This window comes from Ureibacillus endophyticus, assembly GCF_024159215.1.
GTDB classification, from domain to species: Bacteria; Bacillota; Bacilli; order Bacillales_A; family Planococcaceae; genus Ureibacillus; species Ureibacillus endophyticus.
Genome location: NZ_JAMYWW010000001.1, coordinates 1,775,674 through 1,796,740, shown reverse-complemented (window position 1 = coordinate 1,796,740; position 21,067 = coordinate 1,775,674). Strand labels below are relative to the sequence as shown.

Annotated in this window: 22 protein-coding genes, 2 pseudogenes and 1 riboswitch; of the genes and pseudogenes, 19 read left to right on the top strand and 5 right to left on the bottom strand. The window is 35.1% G+C overall.

The window, feature by feature from the left end; genetic code table 11:
* Window positions 1-74 precede the first annotated feature (74 nt).
* The 4 genes from NKR20_RS08715 to NKR20_RS08700 all read left to right on the top strand — a co-directional run bounded on the left by NKR20_RS08715 (window position 75) and on the right by NKR20_RS08700 (window position 1,964).
* Window positions 75-554 (top strand): GyrI-like domain-containing protein, encoded by a 480-nt coding sequence (locus tag NKR20_RS08715; RefSeq protein ID WP_253425429.1) that lies wholly within the window; start codon window positions 75-77, stop codon window positions 552-554.
* Window positions 555-682: 128 nt separating this feature from the next.
* Window positions 683-874, top strand: a complete 192-nt coding sequence (locus tag NKR20_RS08710) for a helix-turn-helix transcriptional regulator (protein ID WP_121215535.1) — start codon at window positions 683-685, stop codon at window positions 872-874.
* Window positions 867-1,433 carry a peptide deformylase gene (def, locus tag NKR20_RS08705; protein WP_253425426.1) on the top strand — a complete coding sequence of 189 codons (567 nt, stop codon included), beginning with the start codon at window positions 867-869 and terminating at the stop codon, window positions 1,431-1,433. The genes NKR20_RS08710 and def overlap by 8 nt, the downstream gene beginning before the upstream one ends.
* 60 nt (window positions 1,434-1,493) lie before the next feature.
* The gene (locus NKR20_RS08700) at window positions 1,494-1,964 is read left to right on the top strand and encodes a peptide-methionine (S)-S-oxide reductase (protein WP_253425424.1); all 471 of its coding nucleotides are present in this window, start codon (window positions 1,494-1,496) and stop codon (window positions 1,962-1,964) included.
* Between the two features lie 58 nt (window positions 1,965-2,022).
* On the opposite strand, the gene NKR20_RS08695 is transcribed toward NKR20_RS08700, so the two are convergent.
* Together NKR20_RS08695 and NKR20_RS08690 are read right to left on the bottom strand one after the other, a co-directional pair.
* On the bottom strand, window positions 2,023-2,268 hold the full coding sequence (locus NKR20_RS08695; RefSeq protein WP_253425421.1) for a hypothetical protein: 246 nt from the start codon (window positions 2,266-2,268) through the stop codon (window positions 2,023-2,025).
* A gap of 65 nt (window positions 2,269-2,333) precedes the next feature.
* A complete protein-coding gene (locus NKR20_RS08690) occupies window positions 2,334-3,086 on the bottom strand; it encodes an SDR family oxidoreductase (RefSeq protein WP_253425418.1) in 753 nt (250 codons plus the stop codon).
* Window positions 3,087-3,457: 371 nt separating this feature from the next.
* On the opposite strand from NKR20_RS08690, the gene NKR20_RS08685 reads away from it, so the two are divergent.
* Entirely contained in the window at window positions 3,458-4,369 is a 912-nt protein-coding gene (locus NKR20_RS08685; protein WP_253425415.1) for an MBL fold metallo-hydrolase, read from the top strand.
* 244 nt (window positions 4,370-4,613) lie between these two features.
* On the top strand, window positions 4,614-5,363 hold the full coding sequence (locus tag NKR20_RS08680; RefSeq protein WP_253425412.1) for a DUF4085 family protein: 750 nt from the start codon (window positions 4,614-4,616) through the stop codon (window positions 5,361-5,363).
* A 159-nt stretch (window positions 5,364-5,522) separates the two neighbouring features.
* Here the strand turns inward: NKR20_RS08680 and NKR20_RS08675 are convergent, their stop codons facing one another.
* A complete protein-coding gene (locus NKR20_RS08675) occupies window positions 5,523-5,792 on the bottom strand; it encodes a hypothetical protein (RefSeq protein WP_253425409.1) in 270 nt (89 codons plus the stop codon).
* A 75-nt stretch (window positions 5,793-5,867) separates the two neighbouring features.
* Here NKR20_RS08675 and NKR20_RS08670 point away from each other — a divergent pair, with 75 nt between their 5' ends.
* The 9 genes and pseudogenes from NKR20_RS08670 (at window position 5,868) to metA (ending at window position 14,811) form a co-directional block, all read left to right on the top strand.
* Window positions 5,868-6,176, top strand: coding sequence for a hypothetical protein (locus NKR20_RS08670; protein ID WP_253425406.1), 309 nt, complete (start codon window positions 5,868-5,870; stop codon window positions 6,174-6,176).
* Window positions 6,177-6,293: 117 nt separating this feature from the next.
* Window positions 6,294-7,120 (top strand): annotated as a pseudogene (locus tag NKR20_RS08665) (lipid II flippase Amj family protein).
* Window positions 7,121-7,303: 183 nt separating this feature from the next.
* Window positions 7,304-7,672 carry a hypothetical protein gene (locus NKR20_RS08660; RefSeq protein ID WP_253425405.1) on the top strand — a complete coding sequence of 123 codons (369 nt, stop codon included), beginning with the start codon at window positions 7,304-7,306 and terminating at the stop codon, window positions 7,670-7,672.
* Window positions 7,673-7,776: 104 nt separating this feature from the next.
* Window positions 7,777-7,998: a transcriptional regulator gene (locus tag NKR20_RS08655; RefSeq protein ID WP_253425402.1), complete on the top strand. Its 222-nt coding sequence runs from the start codon at window positions 7,777-7,779 to the stop codon at window positions 7,996-7,998.
* Complete coding sequence (locus NKR20_RS08650) at window positions 7,995-8,360, top strand: YhjD family protein (RefSeq protein ID WP_253425399.1); 366 nt, start codon at window positions 7,995-7,997, stop codon at window positions 8,358-8,360. Before NKR20_RS08655 ends, NKR20_RS08650 begins: the two co-directional genes overlap by 4 nt.
* 101 nt (window positions 8,361-8,461) lie before the next feature.
* Window positions 8,462-8,887, top strand: a complete 426-nt coding sequence (locus NKR20_RS08645; RefSeq protein ID WP_121215523.1) for an acyl-CoA thioesterase — start codon at window positions 8,462-8,464, stop codon at window positions 8,885-8,887.
* A 187-nt stretch (window positions 8,888-9,074) separates the two neighbouring features.
* A complete protein-coding gene (locus NKR20_RS08640; protein WP_253425396.1) occupies window positions 9,075-12,845 on the top strand; it encodes an AAA domain-containing protein in 3,771 nt (1,256 codons plus the stop codon).
* Between the two features lie 18 nt (window positions 12,846-12,863).
* Window positions 12,864-13,622 carry a hypothetical protein gene (locus NKR20_RS08635; protein WP_253425393.1) on the top strand — a complete coding sequence of 253 codons (759 nt, stop codon included), beginning with the start codon at window positions 12,864-12,866 and terminating at the stop codon, window positions 13,620-13,622.
* A gap of 54 nt (window positions 13,623-13,676) precedes the next feature.
* Window positions 13,677-13,787: riboswitch (SAM riboswitch) on the top strand.
* 85 nt (window positions 13,788-13,872) lie between these two features.
* A complete protein-coding gene (gene metA, locus NKR20_RS08630; RefSeq protein WP_121215520.1) occupies window positions 13,873-14,811 on the top strand; it encodes a homoserine O-acetyltransferase MetA in 939 nt (312 codons plus the stop codon).
* Between the two features lie 338 nt (window positions 14,812-15,149).
* Here the strand turns inward: metA and NKR20_RS08625 are convergent, their stop codons facing one another.
* Together NKR20_RS08625 and NKR20_RS08620 are read right to left on the bottom strand one after the other, a co-directional pair.
* Complete coding sequence (locus NKR20_RS08625; protein ID WP_121215519.1) at window positions 15,150-16,550, bottom strand: hypothetical protein; 1,401 nt, start codon at window positions 16,548-16,550, stop codon at window positions 15,150-15,152.
* Between the two features lie 144 nt (window positions 16,551-16,694).
* Window positions 16,695-17,381, bottom strand: coding sequence for a Dph6-related ATP pyrophosphatase (locus tag NKR20_RS08620; RefSeq protein WP_253425388.1), 687 nt, complete (start codon window positions 17,379-17,381; stop codon window positions 16,695-16,697).
* Between the two features lie 213 nt (window positions 17,382-17,594).
* Between NKR20_RS08620 and NKR20_RS08615 the strand changes: the two are divergent.
* The 4 genes and pseudogenes from NKR20_RS08615 to NKR20_RS08600 form a co-directional block, all read left to right on the top strand.
* Window positions 17,595-17,993, top strand: a pseudogene (locus tag NKR20_RS08615) (GNAT family N-acetyltransferase); the annotation flags it as partial.
* Between the two features lie 28 nt (window positions 17,994-18,021).
* The gene (locus NKR20_RS08610; RefSeq protein ID WP_121216056.1) at window positions 18,022-18,228 is read left to right on the top strand and encodes a nucleic acid-binding protein; all 207 of its coding nucleotides are present in this window, start codon (window positions 18,022-18,024) and stop codon (window positions 18,226-18,228) included.
* Window positions 18,229-18,487: 259 nt separating this feature from the next.
* Window positions 18,488-19,123 (top strand): sporulation membrane protein YtaF, encoded by a 636-nt coding sequence (gene ytaF, locus NKR20_RS08605; RefSeq protein WP_121216057.1) that lies wholly within the window; start codon window positions 18,488-18,490, stop codon window positions 19,121-19,123.
* A 285-nt stretch (window positions 19,124-19,408) separates the two neighbouring features.
* On the top strand, window positions 19,409-20,908 hold the full coding sequence (locus NKR20_RS08600; protein ID WP_121214473.1) for an Lsa family ABC-F type ribosomal protection protein: 1,500 nt from the start codon (window positions 19,409-19,411) through the stop codon (window positions 20,906-20,908).
* The last annotated feature ends 159 nt before the right edge of the window (window positions 20,909-21,067 follow it).

The following is a 21,067-nucleotide window of genomic DNA, read 5'->3' as shown; positions in this document are numbered from 1 at the left end:
TTTTTTGACACTATTTAATGCTATTATAAATTCTGTAAGAAGAAAACAAAACGTTTATTTGGAGGATTGTTATCATGGCAAATTATTCAATCGAAGAAAAAAACAGCTTTACGGTATTAGGTATTGGAACAGAAATTAAAAGTCATTACACAGACTTTGTTGGGATTAATAAGGAAAAAGCAGACTTTTGGCAATCGATTAATGAGGATGGAACACTAGAAAAACTAAAATCTGTTGCATCGAATGACTATCTTTTTGTTGTGAATGAAGCAGTAAATAACAAAATGATGCATTATGCTGGGGTGATGACAGAGGAATCATTGCCAGAAGCAACGCGATTAATCGAATTTCCTAAAGGGGAATACATCGTTGTAAAAGGCGAAGCGAATTCTGATGAAGAATTAGCAAATGTCCTTACTGGAATGGCTTTCGGTCAAGTATTAGGACAAGTAACGGAAGTATCCTATGTTGGCGGTCCAAATACAGCGGTTATCATGGGGCAAAAAGATGGTAAAGTATACGGTGAAATGTGGATACCTGTAGTTCGAAACTAAAAATTCTAAAAACAGATCTCGGTGACTGAATCGAGATCTTTTTTTTATAAAAATGTCCAAAACATTAGACAATACTAGAATCATATAATAAGATAAATGTCTAAAGTATTGGACAAAAGGTGATTGTTTTGAAAAATATTATTAAGATTTTACGGAAACAATTAGGGATTACGCAAGAAGCTTTGGCAAAGGAATGTGGCGTAGTTCGGCAAACGATTAATTGTATTGAGAACGATAAGTATGATCCTACCCTTGAATTAGCTTTTAAGATTGCTAAAGTGTTGAATCGAAAAGTAGATGAGGTGTTTATTTATGAGTAAGTTTACTCCTGATTACATGATTAAAATGAAAGATATTGTAAAGGAAGGCACACCGATTTTGCGCAAGAAAACGGAAATGGTGGATTTTCCCGTTTCTAGTGAAGACAGAGATGCTTTAATATGTATGCTACAATATTTGAAAAACAGTCAAGATCCAGTATTATCAAAGAAATATAAATTACGTCCCGGCTCAGGTTTATCCGCCAATCAAATTGGTCTAGATAAGCGAATGTTTGCAGCACTGTTTAATGAAGAAGAATATATGCTCATTAATCCGAAAATAATTAGCCATTCCATAAATATGATTTATTTGCCTCAAGGTGAAGGGTGTCTATCTGTGGATAGGGAAGTACCTGGTTTTGTACCGAGATATGAGCGAATTAAGGTAAAAGCATTTGATATTAATGGGAAAGAATCGATTTACAAATTTGAAGGTTATGGTGCCATTGTCATGCAACATGAAATCGACCATTTAGATGGAATTATGTTCTATGACAGAATTAATAAAGAAAACCCATTCAAGTTACCAGAGAATGTTGAGATTCAAAGCTTATATTAAGTATGGGCGCTATTTTTAGTGCCCATTTTAGGTGCAGAAGTACATAAGGGGGAGAGCAAGTTGGAAACAATTTATTTTGCAGGCGGTTGTTTATGGGGTGTACAAGCCTTTATTAAAACTTTACCAGGTGTAACATTAACTGAAGCGGGAAGAGCGAATGGAACAAGTAGTACACTTGAGGGTGAATATGATGGATACGCTGAATGTGTTAAAACTGTGTTTGACCCAAAAGTAGTAACAGTGAGGGAACTGATGGGGTATTTTTTTGAAATCATCGATCCATATAGCTTGAATAAACAAGGAGAAGATGTTGGGGAGAAATACCGAACTGGGGTATATAGTGAAAAGCAAGAACACTTACAGGAAGCGAAAGCATTTCTTCGAGAAAGAGAAGACTATGACCAAATAGTTGTTGAAGTTTTACCCCTTTCCAACTATGTGAGAAGTGCAGAAGAACATCAAGATCGGTTAACGAAATATCCTAATGATTATTGCCATATTCCAAAAGCGATATTAAATAAGTATAAGTAGATACTAAAAGCCTGTGAAATTTTAAAATTCGTAAAGTATCACAGACTTTTTATATTTCTTAGTTTTTTCGATTTGCTCCATTATCATGTTTCACGGTTTGGTTTGCAGGTTCTTCCTGTTTCTTACCGGATGCCATCATATTAGACATTCTGTTTGCTTGGTTTTTCGCTGGGTGGAACTCTTTCGCAGTTTCTTCTTTACTACTAGGTTGTGCTTTTAATGAAGCAAAGGCATTGGATATTCTACTTTCTTCTTTTAATGCCCTTGCCTGTTTTTTCTTTTTTCGATGATCGAAAATTGACAATGTTATCATCCTCCTCTGTACTTAATATGATAAGAGGAGGATTCAATTATGTCTTTGGGTTTATTTCATGAAGTGAGCGGGAAATTTGTCCGATTCACTGCATAGACAAAACCGTTACAAAAACTTGCAGCATCAGAGGAAAGGAATATAACCATATCCGCAATTTCTTCTGGTTTAACTGTTCGAGGCATTGGGAAGGAACGTTTTTTCGCATTATCTTTCCATAATTGAGTCACGGATGTTTCGGTTAAAACAGGTTCGATTGCATTTACACGAATGCCATCTTCAGCATAGTCAAATGCCGCTGCTTTCGTTAACCCGATAACTGCATGGTTTGCCGCAACGTATGGTGCTATATAAGGGTCAGCCATTAATCCTGCTAGAGAAGCCATATTGACAATTGTACCTCCACCATTGGCAACCATATATTGAAGTTGGTATTTTACTGCAAGGAAAATCCCTTTTATGTCTACTTCCATCACTTGTTCAAACTCATCTTCTTCAATATCTGCAAATTTTGTTGGGATATTTAAAATGCTTGTTGCATGATTAAAAGTGTGGTCTAATCCGCCAAGTTTATCTATGGTTTGTTCAACAAGGGATTTTACTTCTTTTCCATTCGTTAAATCAGTTTTAAAGTAAACTGCTTCTCCGCCTATTTTTTCAATCAGTTCAACGGTTTCATTTGCCCGATCATCTGCATCACCAATCGCTACCTTCGCACCTCGCTGCGCAAAAGCAAGGGCTGTTTCACGACCAACACTCGTGGAAGCGCCAGTAATTAATACAACTCGCCCCTCAAAAATATTTTCAGTCATATGGATTCCCTCCTAATTTTCTTTCACCGACAAAGGTTACATATTTAGCATGAACTTTTCCTATGAAAAAAATTCAAATTTTTCCAAATTAGTAAAAGACATATTTTTTGTAGGATATTGTACTTTTATTTAGAATGTTACATTAAATAAGCTATAGTCGACGGGGAATCCGAAAAAGGATGATGATGCAAAAACATTATTTCAAGAGCATCCGGACATTCCAAAGTCTACTTTTCAAAAGCTAAACTGCGTCAATGGTCATTAGAAATTGGGAATTGAGTTACGCTAGATGATGGTTTATTAATGTAGATGTTATAATAGATGAAATTAACATTTATAGTAAATAAAGTTTAAATCCCAAGGGTGAGCTGATGAGAACAAGATATCGTAATTTGAATGATGTGTCGAATAAGAAATCCTTTAGTGAATTGCGAAAATGGCAGAAGGAAAGACGTAGTAAAGTTAAGGATTTGACAAAAAATATTCCGCAATGTTCTAACAAACGATTCCAAGAAATTAAGGAAAATCGAAGTCAAACTTCCTATACATGGGTTGGACATTCTACCTTTTTAATTCAACTAAACGGACTGAATATATTGACAGATCCAGTATGGGCGAAACGTATGGGCTTTCAGAAGCGATTAACTGAGCCAGGAATTCCGATTGAAGAATTACCGGAAATCGATATTGTGGTCATCTCTCATGGTCATTATGATCATTTGGATTTTCCAACATTAAAAAAACTTAAAGGAAATCCGCACTACTTTGTTCCTATTGGATTAAAATCTCTCTTTATCAAAAGAGGGTATAAAAATGTTAGAGAAATGAGTTGGTGGGAATCCATAGAATACAAAGGAATCGAAATTCATTTTGTGCCTGCTCAGCATTGGACTAGAAGATTACTTTTCGATATGAATACTTCACATTGGGGTGGTTGGATATTCCAAACTAAGAATGATACCTTTTATTTTGTAGGGGATACTGGTTATTTCACAGGTTTTCAAGAAATCGCTGAACGTTTTACGATTGATGTTGTCTTTATGCCTATTGGCGCCTATGAACCGGAATGGTTTATGGCAGTATCACATATTTCTCCTGAAGATAGTGTGAAGGCTTTTATCGAGCTAAAAGCAAAACAATTTGTTCCGATGCACTATGGGGCGTATCGTTTGGCGGATGATACAGGACCGGAAGCATTAGAGCGTTTACTAAAGGAATGGGAAAAACGTCAACTCCCACAAGAGCAATTAAAGGTTTTAGCAATCGGAGAAACCGTGATGTAATGTGCATGGGGAGATACAATTGATAAAATCATTAGGATCGTGTGCTTCTTTGCTTTTCTTTACACAAATCAATTCGACTGGGACTACTTTTTATTCCATTATTTTTCATAGGAAGATTATGGTACAAAAGGTCAACATAAAATAATCTTACTTCTAAGTCTCTTTTCCTCACCATGCGTATGTATGTGCATTAACTACTCATAGTGGTAAAATTAGTAAAAATAGATGAAAGTTAGGGTAAATTATGAAATATTTTACAAAAGAATGGTACGAACTGTGTCAGAAAACGAGTTTCCACTTTTCCCTAGAAGAAGATCAACAAGCTGAAAAGTTCTCAGAAGAATTTTTTCAACAAGTTTATGATAACGAGTTACAGAGTTGGTTAGATTTACAAGAAGAGATACATCATCATTTAGTTACAAACCATGGACATACGGAAACTTTTGATAGAGAGAAGGAAGAGGCAAATTTTCACGATTCCTTCCTTTATAATTATGAGCATATAAAAAAGGGCTTACCAGAAAACATTTTAAATGAAATTGCCGATTTACGTGTATTTGCGTTAAATAAAGCAAGTCATACTGTGATAGACGTTGTTACTAAATTTTGCGAGGAAAATAAAAGAATAATAGAAGACGTAGGAGAAAACTTTAGTAAATATTATAAAAATGCTTCCAAATCTTTTACTCCAGAAATTGTAGAAAATTTTGCTTTTCATGATTGTACAGTTGTAAAAACCGTTCAAAATGGTAGTTCTTTAACAATCCAATTTGATACATTAGGCGGTTTTACAGACATTAACGAAATTACCTTTGAAAATATGAAAATCTTAAAACAAGATTCTGCCCTTGACGAAGCATGGTGGTTGTACGAGGAAATCTATAAAATAGATGACAAATACGAGTTTCATGTTTTACTCCAAAATCAATATATGGAGTTAATTGACTTTATTATTGAAGCGGATCATGTTTCTTTTACTCAAGACAAAGAATAATGGCGTAAAGACAAAAGTTTTTCTATTATACTTAAAAATCAGAGTTTAATTGTTTTGTATAGCTTGCGATTTCCATTTACTTTTCTTTTACTTTTTAGATCTCTTTAAAAAGTTTCTGTTGTATTTCATAGTAGGCCAGCAAATCTTCATGAAATTTAGTTAATTCTTCTTACCAGGAACAGTTACTTTTTGAAGTTCTTCAATTGTTGGTTTTACTGAATTTAATATTATTCGATTTTTATTTTTAAATTCAACAACTTGTTCTGTTAATTCATATGAAATAAATGATTCTATATAAACATCATACACTTCTTCTATCCTTAAATAGGATTCTGTTTTTGAAGTTACTCCTTCAACATATGCATCATATTGTCTATTTTCTTCTGCAGTGGAAATTTGGTTACAAGCAGAAAGAAGTAGAACAAACAACACAAATATTTTAGAAAGATCTCATGAGTTCACCTACTTCAAAAGGGGTCTTACTATTATTAAAGGAGGCGAATTGTGAATATCCTATCAAACATTTTTGTTCCATTACTTGCAGTGTTGATTGTGAATGGTATCTTGTGGTTCTTTGCCAAAAATGCTGAAAAAATTGATAAAGGATTAGTTTTTAACCATTTTAAATTATCCTATCGAAGAAGGTTCATCGGTGCTTTGCGCGGAATTCCCCTTGTACTCATAGTATTTCTATTGATTGCTTGGCAGTTTGATGTAATGTCAATTAAATACATATGGTTGGTTGCAATCTGCATACTCCTTATATCCCTCGAATCCTTTTATTATTACAGAAAGTGGAAAGAGGAGGAATAACTCCCAACAACAAGGCGCATTTCTTAATGAATTGCGCCTTGAATATTCAAAAAAGTTAGTGGAACATACTTCCAAATGATATCGTCTTCAAAACAAATGTTATTTGGAGAGGATGCTATGGAGGTACTAACAGGTAAGGTAATTGCTATTTCGATATTTTTACTCATTATTACAATGATAGAAACGTTAGCATATTCAACCCGGATTTCTGGGACAAGGGTTAAATTAATCGCTACGGCCATTTCATTATTTAGTACATTAGTACTTGTATCAAGATTTTCTAGTATGATTCAACAACCATTAACCGCGAAATTGATTGCCGAAGCACCTGAAATCAATAAATTAAGTTTTATAGAAGAGCAATATCGAATATTCATAACTGTCACTTCACTGTCACTTCTCTCGGTGTATTACTCGGAATACTGTTATTTCCAACTTTCATTAACATATTCTCTAGAGCCATCATTCAATTATCAATTGAAAGGGGGTCCGTCATTTCAACGCTTTCCAAACAATTTAATTTCCTTGGATTTAAAAAAATATTGACATGTATCCGAATGCCTAAGCTTGCATATTTAAAAGATATTACGCTCGAAACTATACCAAAACGATTATTTGTGCTAAATGTGATTGTTTCAGCTGTCATTACAATAGGTATACTGTCTTCTTTATATGCGTCTTTGCTCGTCCCAGAAGATTATGCTCAAGTTGCACTCATGTCTTCAGGAATACTAAACGGGATTGCAACAATAATTTTAACATTATTTATTGATCCAAAAGCATCCGTTTTAGCAGATCGAGTAATAAAAAAACAAACGGATTATGTTTACTTAAAAAGCTATTCCATCACAATGGTTGGTTCAAAATTTGTCGGAACATTATTTGCACAAGTAGTATTCATTCCGGCGGCTTATTATGTTGCTTGGTTTGCAGAGTGGATATAGTGTGTACTATTTCTTTTTACCCATCCAAACTTTCTTGGTCCACCAGAGATATAGACCTAATTACTAAACCTAAAAAGATTTTCTTCATAAAATTGATAAAATCGAATAAAATAGCCTTAAAAATAATTCTTTTGTACCGGTATAAAAATAGGTATAAAAAATTATGAGTGGGGGACTTTAGCAATGGGTGTAAGAGATATAATCACGAAGATTAACGAATCTGTAGAGCAGTTGGATTTTACGACAGCGAGAAAATATATTGAGGAAAATTTGGAACTAGTTGAACAGAAACGTTCTTTACTAAAAACGAACGCACGAGAAATTCTTAAATTTATTATCGAAAAAATGAATTCTGGAGAAAAACCGTTATCCAAATCAGAATTGAATGACATTAGAGTTATCAATACCTATGCGACTCGTTTAGATATTCGTGGACTTAAACTAAATTTAAAAGGAAAAGAACAACTACTTTTAAAAAGTGAAACGCTAAATTATCTTAATGCGGATGCAAAAATCATCCTAGAAGGTATGCGAGCAATTAACAAATTATGATATTAACACCTTTCAATTATGGAAGGTGTTTTTTATTATTGTAAATTGCGAACAAATGTTCTATAATGTATTCAAACAAACGTTCTGGTTGTGGAGGGGTAAAAGTGAAAGAGAAGTTATTAAAAGTGTTAAAACGGAACCTATTAATCGATATGATGTACATTGACCAAAACAACGTCATCACAAAACGTCGCATTAAGGTAGCTAAAATCACTGGTAATACTATTCGTGCGTACTGTTTTACTAGGCACGCCAACCGCACTTTTACGATTGAAAACATTCTTGCATTCAAACCAGTTATTCAGAAAGAACGTGATGTCATATGAATGCTGCCATTTCAGAGAAAATCCACAAACAAATTATTTTAGATTTGACAATACGAACGCTTGAGCGGGAACGAAAACATCTGGACGACTTAAAAATGAAAAACGCATTTAATTTATGGATGGAAGCAAAAATAAAAGAGTTGCAGCAAGATTTAAGAGCTGTTAAATATGAACTAGGTAAAATCGGGATAAAAGTTCAATCGGAAAAATCAGATAACATGTTTACTGAATACACCATCCTTGAGCGTGGAGCAGTTTATCAAAAAAGATATAGTAATATTGCCCTTAGAAATTGGACAGATGAAGAGGTAAAGCGCCTCCTTGGATTACAGTACAGAACGGTAGAATCAGTTAATCAATAAAAAATGGAATAGGGCAAACATTGTACGTCACCAAAATTTAAAAAATCAAAACCCATGAAATTACTTGTTTTTACGGTATAATGAGTGCTAGAGGTGATACAATGTTTGTCAGTGAAAAACAAATCGAAATTCGTTATGCTGAAACAGACCAAATGGGTGTTGTCTATCATGCGAATTATTTAGTATGGATGGAAATTGGACGCACAAAACTAATTTCTGATCTAGGTTATAATTATGCGGGATTAGAAGAGCAAGGGTATCTTGCACCTGTATTAGATGTATCAGTCCAGTATAAAAAAGCTATGCGTTATGGGCAAGTTGCAACGGTGCGTACATGGATTGAGAGCCATTCCAAACTGCGTACAACATATGGTTATGAAATCCTTCATGAAGACGGCTCTGTAGCAGCAACAGGAACAACTTTACATACTTTAGTGAATAAGGATACTTTTCGACCAACACCATTAAGTAAAATAGATCCTGAGTGGGATGCTAAATACTTACAAATTGCTCGTACACAAAACTAATTCACCAACTCAGGCTAGCTTAGCTAGTCTGTTTTATTTTGTTAATATATATTGTATTGCGCTCAGCCCCTAGATGTTACTTCCAAGAGATAAGCAGTGCGATTACCGTTTTTGAAACTACCAACAATGAACGTATCTTGTTATAATGACGTTTGTGAATAAATTTGAAGGAAAGTGAGGTGTGTTCATGGTACAAAAAATCGCTCTTGAATCTGTAAAATGTTTTATTGTCTTAACGAATACGGCAAGACAAGCTTTGAAAGAACATTTTCAAGATGAACACGCCTTTTTCAAATTACAAAATCCTTTTGATGTTTATATCGAAAAACAATCCATCGAGCAAACCTCCATCTCCTTAACTTTATATTTCGATAACAAACGAAACACCAATCTAAATAAAAAGTTTGGTGGTCGTGTTGTTATTATGGATTGTATTTTTGACTTAAAAAATGGCTTAGTGGCAAAAAGTTTCCGAACTCGGGGGGCCAATACACCCGTTGTCACCAATCGCCGTGAACGAATGCGAATTCATTTAGTCCCATCGCGTATTAACGGACATACATACCCAGAAAAATTCATTACCACCATTGCACAGCTTCCAGTCGCTCAGGAACGTTTTGACTATGTGAACAAACGAATTTCCAGTTGGGAAGGTTATTTAAAAGTTTTATATAAAAACGCAAGCATTGATGATATTGATGCAACATTTACTTCTAGCTATTTTAATGATGACTATTCAAAAGTAACCCTTCGTTGTAATGGAATTGATGACAAAGAGTGGAAACAGTTAAAAGGTTTAAGTGCTTATGTGAAAGGCTATCCGCGAGAAATTGGGGAAGTTACTAAAATAAATCGACAAGACCGTACTGTCGAGATTGAATTGAATGCAAAATTATCGAGATTATTCCGAAATAACGAGTTTGACTTTACTTCAGAATATATTACGTTTAGCAATGCTTCCACAAAATCTCAGTTGAACCGTTTATTAAAAGGCTTTGACCGTCTCAAAGAAGGTTTAGCAGCCAATGTCAATTTAGAAAACATCTTATTTGAAGATCAACCAACGATAGCTGAACGAAAAAAAGATGTTGAACTAGATTTTTATAATAATCTAAATGAATATCAGCGTGCTGCAGTAACTGGTGCAATCAGCGCGGAAGATTTATATGTTATCCAAGGTCCACCAGGTACAGGAAAGACGACAGTAATCTCTGAAATCTGTTACCAAAATGCAAAAGCCGGTTTAAAAACGCTAATTGCTTCTCAATCAAACTTAGCGGTTGATAATGCATTAGGTAGACTTTTATCCAATAAAGACATTCGAATTTTACGTTATGGCCGTACAGAAAGCATTGAAGAAGAAGGAAAAAAGTTTATAGAAGAAAATGTGGCAGATTATTGGAAAGAACAAACCTATGACGCCATTACAAATGAAATCAAACAGCATCAAACAAAGGAAGAGCAACTTCAACAGGAAATCTATTTTGCGACAAAAGAAATTGAAGCTTTAAAAGAAAATGAGCAACAATTACAACAGGAAATTTTAAAAAAACAACAAGCAAAAGAGCAATTAGAAAAAACTATTGCTGAAATTGCAGAGCTAAAAAAACAAATTATTCCACTTAAAAAAGAGCGTGAAAAAACAGAGGAAACCCTTGAAAAACTTCGTACTTCCAAAGAAAAAATCGACGCTAAAATCGAAGAACTAACGAAACTAGTTCGTCCATCTAAGGTAATTAACGAGGATATTCTAAAAGCCCAGGAAAAATTATCTCGATCAAAGCAACTCATTCGTTATGTAGAAGTTGAAACACAATTACAAAAGCTCGAAAACGAAATTACGAACGTAAATCACCAATTAGAACAAATCAACGCCAAAACAAATGAGATTTCAAGCACAATAGAAAAAGTTAAATCCTTTAAAAAGATTTACGATATTGAAGAATTTATTGTGCAGCAAGAAATTCGAAGAGGCTACGTGCTAAGTCAATTATTCTCTGACATGGAAAAGTTACATGGCCAAATTGAACAGTTCAAACCGTTAAAAGATATTTCAGCTAGGCTTGAAAAGGCAATTGAATATAGTCATAAAACTCTTGGCATTCAAATTCAAGCTTCAAATTTGCCACCAAACCAACATTATTCACTACAAGAAGTAAATGAATTTTTAACGGAATTAAGTAAAGCCTTTGCTCAAAAAAAGATCAATGCTTTTAATGGTACCCGTTCAATTGAAGCGCTTTATTCAAGAAAAATGTACCTAGCTCAACTCTCTCAACGTTATAAAGCCTTAATTAATGAATCTGTTCTTGTGTTTACGAAAATTAAAGAAGAAGTGATTGAACAGATTCTGATGCAAACAGGTGTTGAGCAATCTACCATCGATGGTTTAAATATTAAAAAAGCAAATTTACAACTAAACGCTTCCCAATTAAAAGAACAGCTTGACTCCATCAAACTTAATGTGGGTGATGTCTCCGTTGTGCCATCGATTGAAGAGCTTCAATCTGTATGTCATTTACTTCAAACTGAAATAGCAGAATTAGAAGAAACAAAATCAAAACAAACGGACATTGAATCACAACTACAAAATAAACAAGAAGAGCAAAAACGTGTTGATTCAGAAATATTGAATGGGGAATCTGTTTTAAAAGACATGATAAATCAGTTAAAAGATTTGAATTTTAAAGGCATTCAGCTTGAAAAGGATGTACAACAACTAGAACAAATTACAAAACAAAATCCAGAGTCTGAACTAGAAAAAATAAAGGAAAAGATTGTAGCAATAGAAGAACAAATTGAAAAGTTAAATTTGAAAATTGAAATGCTGCCAATCACTCAAGAGCTTCAAGTGGAGTGGAAAGGCTTGTTAGACGAAGCAACAGAACACGATTTAGACGAGATCCGAAAACTTTATGTTAAGCACGCCAATGTTATCGGAACTACGTGTGTGGCATCAGCAAACAAAGAGTTTATGGACAACTATCCTATTTTTGACGTGGTTATTATCGATGAGGTATCCAAAGCAACACCACCTGAATTATTACTTCCGATGTTAAAAGGAAAGAAGATTGTTTTAGTAGGAGACCATCACCAACTACCACCATTAATTGGGGATGATACATTCGAGGAAACATTAGAAACTGTAATAAAAGAAAGTAATACGTTTGAAGAAAAACGTGAGCTGGAAAAATTACTGGAAGAATCCTTATTCGAACGTCTTTATAAAAACTTACCGTCATCAAATAAAAAAATGCTCGCGATTCAATATCGCATGCATGAAAATATTATGAAAACGATCGCGCCGTTTTATGAACATGAAGGAGACTCGTTGAAATGTGGTCTTCCTGATTCTGATGCAGCACGTGACCATAAATTAGAAAGTAACCTAATCAAACGAAGTGACCATCTATTATGGATTGATTTACCGAATGAGCCTAACTATTTTGAAGAGCGGATGAAGGAAGGCTCAAGTTTATTAAATCAAGAAGAGCTAAAAACAATCCGCGCCATGTTAGTGGATCTAAATCACTCTACAGAAGTTGCCAAAAAACAAGGGCTAATTCCGGAAGATGAACGTAAATCAGTGGGGGTTATTAGTTTCTATGCGGAGCAGGTAAAACGCATTAATCGAATGATTGAGCACGAACTACATTTACCGCATTTACACATCCGTACAGGTTCTGTCGATAAATTCCAAGGTATGGAAATGGATGTTATTTTAGTGAGTATGGTTCGTAACAACGACAATAAAAACGGGGAAATCGGCTTTGCTAAAGACTACCGTCGCCTCAATGTTGCCTTATCGCGTGCGCGGGAGCTGCTAGTTCTGGTAGGTAGTGTTGATATGTTTACAAAACGACCGAAGAAAGAGCAAACACGCAACATGTATAGTAACTTACTATCTGTTGTCAAATCTCAAGACGGCTACCGCAATGTTAAGGAACTAACTTCTTAGTTTTGAAAGGACGAAATGATGGAACTCCAAGCACTCCAACAAAAACTATCCGAACAATTTCATAAAACAAACATTTTGGAAACGGCTATTTGGTGTGTTCCCGTTCATACGGTTAACATTGCATACAAACCAATTGTCCGAACAAAAATGGATATTTTGATGAAAATGCTTTTAATTTCATTGCAAAAAGCAAAGTTCAAAAAAGCCGAACAGTTAAGTGAAATATTATTGGTAGAAGAATTATTTATTCAAGATTTATTGTCCAAGATGCACAAAACTGGATTAATAACAAAGGAAGATCATTTTCAATTAACGGAAAAAGGGTTAAAACAATTGACTAGTGGTGTGTTTGAAGAAGACCAAGAAATTACATCAAAAGAAACGTTGTATAGCCCAACGCATCAAACTTTCCTACAAGGTGAAATTGAAGCAGTTCTCGACTTTGAGGATTTTCCGGAAGATATGTACCGATATCACGTACAAGTGGAGGAGCTTCAAGTTGATAACGATAAGCTCGTAGAAGAATTGCGATTTCTTCAAATGGATGAAGATGAGGAAGAAGAATCAAACTTGGTTATCACTTCTATTGAATCTTTTGAAGATATTCAAGTTAATGATGTGCCATGTATCGAATTTATTCTTTTTGATGAAGAGAAAGAGCAATTCACATCCCGCGTTTGGAATACTCTAACAAATAATTGGGATCCGACTTTGCAACATCAAATTGAAGATAAAGAAAAATCTGCCTGGAAAGAGAGATTCCTATCAAAAAAGTAAAATAGAATATTGCAAATATTTCATCATCATGTTAGTATTACATTAATTTCATCTATCTTATCAAGAGAAGCAGAGGGAAATGGCCCAATGAAGCTTCAGCAACCTCTAACATCGGTTAGAAAGGTGCTAATTCCAGCAAGACAATATTGTCTTGGGAGATAAGAGTGCGGCATATAAATTATTCCCTCTCATTCTCATGCTGGAATGAGGGGTTTTTATTTTGAGATGAAAAGAATTGGGGGAACGTTTAATGCCTATTAATATACCGAAAAATTTACCGGCAGGCGAAAAATTAAGACAAGAGAAAATTTTCGTCATGGAAGAAGACCGTGCCAAAACACAACAAATCCGACCATTAAATATTTTAGTGTTAAATTTAATGCCAGAAAAAGAGAAAACTGAACTTCAACTTTTACGATTATTAGGTAATACACCACTACAAACGAATGTAACGTTTTTAAACACTGCAACTTACGCATCTAAAAACGTGTCAAAGTCGCATTTAGACACTTTTTATAATACATTTGATGAAATTAAACACCGTCGTTTTGATGGAATGATTATTACTGGTGCACCTGTCGAACGAATGGAGTTTGAAGCAGTTAACTACTGGGAAGAAGTAACAACGATTATGGATTGGGCAAAAGTGAATGTTACCTCGTGTATGTATATCTGTTGGGGTGCTCAAGCGGCACTTTATCATCATTTTAATATTGGTAAATTTGAATTGCCGAAAAAATGTTCGGGCATCTACTCACATGTGATTACAGATTTAACTGTGGACTTAGTGCGCGGATTTAGCGATGAATATGTAGCTCCACACTCACGTCACACGTCTGTATCCCTTGATGAAGTACGCGAACATCCAGATTTACGCTTACTAAGCTATTCAGAAGAAGCGGGTCCGTTTATTATTCAATCAAAGGATACTAAACATATTATGATTACAGGTCACCTAGAATATGACGCAACAACATTGGCTGATGAATACGAACGAGATGTGGCGAAAGGTGAACCAGTAGACATGCCGGTGAACTACTTCCCGAATAATGACCCAAGCCAAACGCCGAAAAATACATGGCGCGCGCATTCGCACTTACTGTTCTACAATTGGTTAAACTATTACGTATACCAAGAAACACCATATGAATGGCATTTCGTAGACGACAGCATCGAATTCCATATTTAATGGTACCCTTTAAATTCTGAATTTTTATAAAATTCTAAGCTAGGCATTTGTGAGCTGCTCAGATGCTTAGCTTTTTAAAATTGAAAAATTCGTCCAGTAGGCGGATGGATTCGTCTGCATAAAGTGCGGATTCGTCCAGATAGAATAAGATTTCGTCCACATAACGTGCAGATTTGTCCAGATAGAATAAGATTTCATCCACATAATGTGCAGACTCGTCCAGATAGAACGAGTTTTCGTCCACTTAACAATTAAGTTCCTTATCAATTGAAGTAGCATGGAATTCACAGTATATACAAAAAACGCTTGGAGAGTTAATCTTCCAAGCGTTTTACTTTTTATAAAATAAACATCGCAACTATCGTCGTGACAACTAGACCAATGACGACCGGGATGAAGTTTCGACGTGCTAACTCAAATGGACTGACATTACAAATCGCTGCAGCTGGAATTAATGCCCAAGGAACTAATGTACCTCCACCAACCCAGATTGCCGCTATTTGCCCAAGTGCCGTTAGTGTAGCAGTACCTTCACCAAGCGCTGTTCCGAATAAATTCGCAATGGAACCGGCTAATGTAATCCCAGAGAAGCCTGAGCCGTCTAAACCAGTAATCGCACCAACACTCGTTAATGTAACCGCTGCAATTTCAGCTGTTAACGGTACAATTGCTGCTAAAGCAATACCTAAGTCGTTTACAATTCCTTGTGAAGCAGCTGGTAAATATTCACCAATAATTTTCGTGAAACCAGAATCCCCTAAATAGAAAAATGCTGCAATTGGAATAACTGGACCAAACACTTTAAATCCAAATTGGAATCCTTCTATTAAATAGCTCGTTGTTTTCTCAAGGCCGTCATTTTTATGTGCAAAGACTGCTAATAATAGTAGGATAAAGACTGTAGTTCCTCCGACAAGTGCTGTTGCATCGCCGCCTGTTAAATCAAACATAGACATCGCCACAACGTCAATAATAAAGGCAACTGGAATTAAGATCGCAAAAAACTTACGTTGTCCTAATGTGAGTAAATTTTCATTAACGTCTTCAACAACTTTTTCACCAAAAGTACCGACCATTTCCATTTTTCCACGTTTCATGTCACGGCGTAAGAATATGAATGCCACAATTGTTGTTACAACACCCATCACAATAACTAGTGGAACACTGGCAGAAATTACATCAGCAACTGGAATTCCTGCAGCATCCGCCGTTAGTTTTGGAGCACCTTGGATAATAAAGTCCCCAGATAATGCGATCCCATGACCAAATAAGTTCATCGCCATGGCAACCCCAAGTGCCGGAAGCCCCGCTCGAATGGCAACCGGTAATAACACTGCCCCTAATAACGCCACAGCTGGAGAAGGCCAGAAGAACCAAGAGATGACCATCATTAAAATACCAATTGTCCAGTAGGCAAGAGTAGGGTTTTTAATGATTTTCGTAAACGGTGAAACCATGACTTCATTGATACCCGTTTTCAATAACACCCGGCTCATCGCAACAATAATGGAAATAATCAAAATTGTCGACAATAGTTCGGTAATGGCGTATATAAAGCTATTAAAGACGCCACTGATGGAAGCCGTGAGATCGCCTGTTGCCACAATCGCTAGCATGAAGATCCCAATGATACAAATTAACGTTGTATCACGACGTTTCACCATAAATCCGATGATTAACACAATAAACACAACATAAATCCAATGCAGCGCCGACAAATCCACACCTAATGCACCCATACTTTTTCTCCCTCATTTCTTTTACGCATAGAATATGAGGCATATGTCTAATGGGTGTGTGCTCAGGGTATTTTGATGGATATATTTTTTTAACTGAAAATAAAAAAGCGAGTTTTGATTTATTTCTCAAGACACGCTTAATTATTATTCGAGCTCTAATGGTAAAAATGCATATTCTCCATCCTTATAAATTTCACCTTTTCGCACTGAAATTGGTTGTTTAAAAATGGGGCCATCAATCACGGTTGTATGGAATTCTCCACCTTCACCACACGGATCAATACCGCGTGATTCAAGCTCTTTCACGTATTCATGGGTTAACGTTCTGCCTAAATCATCTTTCCGCATCCCAAGGGATAAATTAACAGTAACAATCACCGTGACAAATCCTAAATCAATGAATTCTTTCACGACATCGTGATGGTTCATTTGCCATAAAGGCATTCCAAGCTTTAATCCTACTTGATTCGTTACTTTTTCATGCCAACAGTCTTCTTCAGGCATATCTAAGTCCCCAGTTACTAATACGTCTGCTCCAGCATTTTTAGCTTTTTCTAAAAGATTAATAAATTGATTTTCATAATCTGCCCAACTTGCAGCAGCGGAATAGACGGGTAAACCAATTGAATTCGCTTGTGCATGTATGAGTTCTGGGGGCATTCCATGAGAGCGAGAACGTTTGCCTTCTTCTTCTAACATGACGATGAGACCAACCGCTTCTCCAACTTTCATCGCTTTAAACAAAGCTAAGCTACTATCTTTACCGCCACTATAAGAAGCGATAAATTTTTGCCCGCATGCATTCGTTTTCCAGTCCTTTAATTCGGCCATTTCAATTTCGCCCCTTTACTATTTTTATAGAGATTTTATCATAATTGGTCCTTACTGATAGGCTATAATAAAAATAGTCTTAAAAAATTGCAAATAAGGTACAGAAGTGAAATTCTCCGTGAAAGGAAGGCAACTATGGAATTTTCTATTCGGAAGGCAACGAAAGAGGATTAATAATCAGTATCGTTTTTATTCAGGCAAGTTCATGAATTACATGTAAGTGAAAGACCAGATTTATATAAAGAAAATTCTACTCCAGTAACTCAAGAAACTTTTAATAGCCAACTAGATGATGAGAAACAACACATTTTTCTGGCTACCATCGAAAAAGAAATAGTTGGGGTTATCGTAATGGAGGAAGTAAATATTGCTGAAAATCCCTTTGTGAACGAAAGAAAGATATTATTAATAAACAGCATATGCACTGCAACAGCACATCAAAAGAAGGGAATCGGAAAACGTATGATGAAATATGCTTTTGATTTTGGGAAAAATCTGAACGCTGATAGCATTGAATTAAACGTATTAGAGAACAATCAAAATGCTATTGAATTTTATCAGTCTATTGGAATGACAACAAAGAGTAGAAAAATGGAGTTTAAATTCAATTAACAAAAATCTATAAAAGGGGGGACGAATTATGAAAAGAATTTGTCATCAATGTCAAACGGAAATGATACTTGATTGCAAAGTAAGTATTGAAGGGGATATTTCAGGTATCAAGATCAGTCAAAAAGGCAAAGGAATATTTAATAAAGTATCCGCAAAAACGAAAGCAGCCGTTTGTCCAGCCTGCGGAAATGTTGGTTTTTATATAGAAGAGTTCAAAGAATTTAAACAGAATTGAATAAGTTTAAACATACGGGTGTTTGATTTATTTCAAACGCCTTTTCTTATTTTTAGAACATTGCATATTATCCGACACTTAGTGTTTAAAATTAATACACACGCACCAAAAATCAAACGCTTCCCAATCTAAAAATACGCAATAAGTAACTAAGAACTTTATTATTTAATAGATATCTCGTTGGAATTGGACTATTAAAATGTCATCTTTCAACCCGTGTTCATATGATAAGGAGGCGATTGGTTGAAAGGAGCAAAGAATGGGTGAATTACTTTCATTATTGATTTTAGGGTTGGCAGTAAGTTTAGATAGTTTTACAGTTGGCTTAACATATGGGCTACGAAAAGTGACGATTCCTTTTAAATCATTAGCCATTATTTCTTCCTGCACATTTGTAGTGTTAATGATTGCAATGGGGATTGGCACCATTATTGAGAGGTTTATTTCCCATGAGGCTGCAGAAACACTTGGTGGTCTTATCCTAATAGGGTTAGGTATTTGGGTTTTTTATCAATTTTTCACTTCACAAAAAGCGAATTCAGAAAACCAATCCGAATATAAAATTATTAAATTTGAGATGAAATCATTTTCGATTATTATTAAAATTCTTAATAAACCAATGGAAGCGGATTTTAATCGCTCTGGCAATATAAATAGTATGGAAGCTTTATTTTTAGGATTAGCACTATCCTTAGACTCCTTTGGTGCAGGGGTGGGTGCAGCGTTGATCGACTTGCCACCAATTTTATTTTCTATCATTATTACGATATCTTGTACCTTTTTTGTAATCGTAGGGATTAAAATCGGGAAGCTCTTAACGCATGTTGAGTGGATGAAACACCTTAGCATACTTCCTGGGATTGCGTTAATCATTATTGGTATTTTTCGATTGTAAATGTCGTCCACCCGTTAAATGTACAATGGGTGGATTTTTAATTGAATTGCAATTTGTCTCCCATTTCTAAAAATGCTAGTATATAAATACAATTATGAGGAATCCCACCATATTTTAGGGATTCTTCAATCTATATAAAGGAGATGGAAAAATGGACAGTTTAGATGCTATTAGAACACATGTTTCACTACAAAATAGTCGTTAATTCCATCAAACCTATTCAGTTAAATCATGAATAACAGAATTACCGACTTTGTAGTGATGAATTACAAAGGAGGAATAATGATGGCAATGATACAAGTTCAAGATTTAACTTTTGCTTATCCAAGTAGTTTTGACAATATATTTGAAAAAGTAAGCTTTCAAATTGATACAGATTGGAAATTAGGTTTTATCGGGAGAAATGGACGGGGGAAAACCACATTCTTTAATTTATTATTAGGAAAATATGAATATAGTGGGAAAATCACTTCCTCTGTAGAGTTTAATTATTTTCCGTATCCCGTTTCTGATCCGAATAAATATACCTATGAAATATTAGAAGAGATTTGCCCTCAAGCAGAGGATTGGGAGTTTCTTCGTGAAATTGCCTATTTAAATGTAGATGCAGAAATAATGTACCGACCGTTTCATCTACTATCAAATGGTGAACAAACAAAAGTATTGCTTGCTGCACTATTTTTGAATGAAGGGCAATTTTTATTAATCGATGAGCCTACGAATCATCTTGATATCGAAGGACGTAAGATTGTCTCGAATTATCTTCAAAAGAAAAAAGGATTTATCTTAATTTCTCACGACCGAAATTTTTTAGACGGGTGTGTAGACCATATTCTATCGATTAATCGTGCAAATATCGAAGTACAAAGTGGGAACTATTCATCTTGGAAATTAAATTTCGATCGACAGCAGGAATATGAAGTGGCCAAGAATGAACGTCTACAAAAGGACATTGGTCGATTAAAACAAGCTGCAAAACGTTCAGAAGGTTGGTCTCATAAAGTCGAGTCCTCAAAAAATGGGACAAAAATTGCTGGTTTGAAACCGGATAAAGGTTACGTAGGACATAAAGCAGCAAAGATGATGAAAAGAGCTAAGACCCTTGAATCGAGACAACAAAAAGCACTAGAGGAAAAGTCGAAGTTGCTTAAAAATGTAGAAAAGACGGAGCCTTTAAAATTAAGACCTATAATATATCATTCGAATGACTTAGTTACGTTGACTGATGTGTCTATTCAGTACGATGGGCAAATAGTCAATCAACCAATAAGCTTTAAAATTGAACAAGGGGACCGAATTGTTTTGAATGGAAAGAATGGTAGCGGAAAGAGTAGCATTTTAAAGCTCATTTTAGGAAATGCCATTCAGCATACAGGTTCTATGCATGTTAGTTCGGGCTTAATTATTTCCTATGTTCAACAGGATACTTCTCATTTGAAAGGCCAACTTTCAGACTTTATTCAGGACAATGGGATAGATGAAACGTTATTTAAATCTATCTTGCGCAAAATGGATTTTGACCGTATTCAATTTGAGAAAGATATCTCTCATTATTCAGGTGGGCAAAAGAAAAAGCTGTTAATCGCCAAAAGTCTATGTGAACAAGCTCATTTGTATATTTGGGATGAACCGTTAAATTTTATCGATATCTACTCCCGGATTCAGATAGAAGAGCTCATTCAAAAATTTAATCCCACAATGGTGTTTGTGGAGCATGATCAAGCGTTTCAAGAGAAGATTGGTACTAAGATTATTAGCCTGTACCCGGTACACAAACAATTCTGAAAATTTAATACAATTTCCAAAAACCAAGGATGAAATACCATTCTTGGTTTTTATTTTGGGCAGGAGTCCATTGCATGGGAATTCCACTTCAAGAATAAAGTAAAAAAGTGGGAATTACTTACTAAGTTTGTTGTATAATTTAGGAAATAGGAAGGGGTG